General features: G+C 30.1%; 2 pseudogenes. Both read left to right on the plus strand.

Annotated elements, in window-relative coordinates:
* Window positions 1–201, plus strand: a pseudogene (locus HMPREF2576_RS06615) (transposase); the annotation flags it as partial.
* Window positions 194–481: pseudogene (locus HMPREF2576_RS12155) on the plus strand (transposase); the annotation flags it as partial. The pseudogenes HMPREF2576_RS06615 and HMPREF2576_RS12155, both read left to right, overlap by 8 nt.

A 481-nucleotide genomic window follows, 5' to 3' on the forward strand; every position in this document is an offset into this window, starting at 1 on the left:
ACAATTCTAGAGACTGAATTCAGACATCATCGTGGTGGAATATCATACCATCCAAAAATGATGTTAAAAGTAGTTCTATATGCCTACACACAATCTGTGTTTTCAGGACGTAAGATAGAAAAATTACTCAATGATAGTATCCGAATGATGTGGCTATCACAAAATCAAAAGCCTTCTTATAAAACGATTAATCAATTCAAAAACAAATAAAAAAATAATGAGGAATTATAGTTGGGAATATTTCAATGCCCAAATTAAAAAAGCTTTCAGAACCAAAACAAAACCATCTACAGTCAAAGTAAAATTGATGTGGAGCCTGATTTTGGATTTTCACTCGTATGTCCGTTCGAGGGATGAATAAAGCCAAAAGACAACTAAGATTTGTACTAATGACACTTAATATAATAAAAGTAACAACCCAACGAGCTGAAAATAATCAAAAAAATCATAAAAAAGACAATTTCTATATTATTTCAATAGA

The organism is Staphylococcus sp. HMSC063F05 (assembly GCF_001837075.1).
In the GTDB taxonomy this organism is placed as follows: Bacteria; Bacillota; Bacilli; order Staphylococcales; family Staphylococcaceae; genus Staphylococcus; species Staphylococcus epidermidis.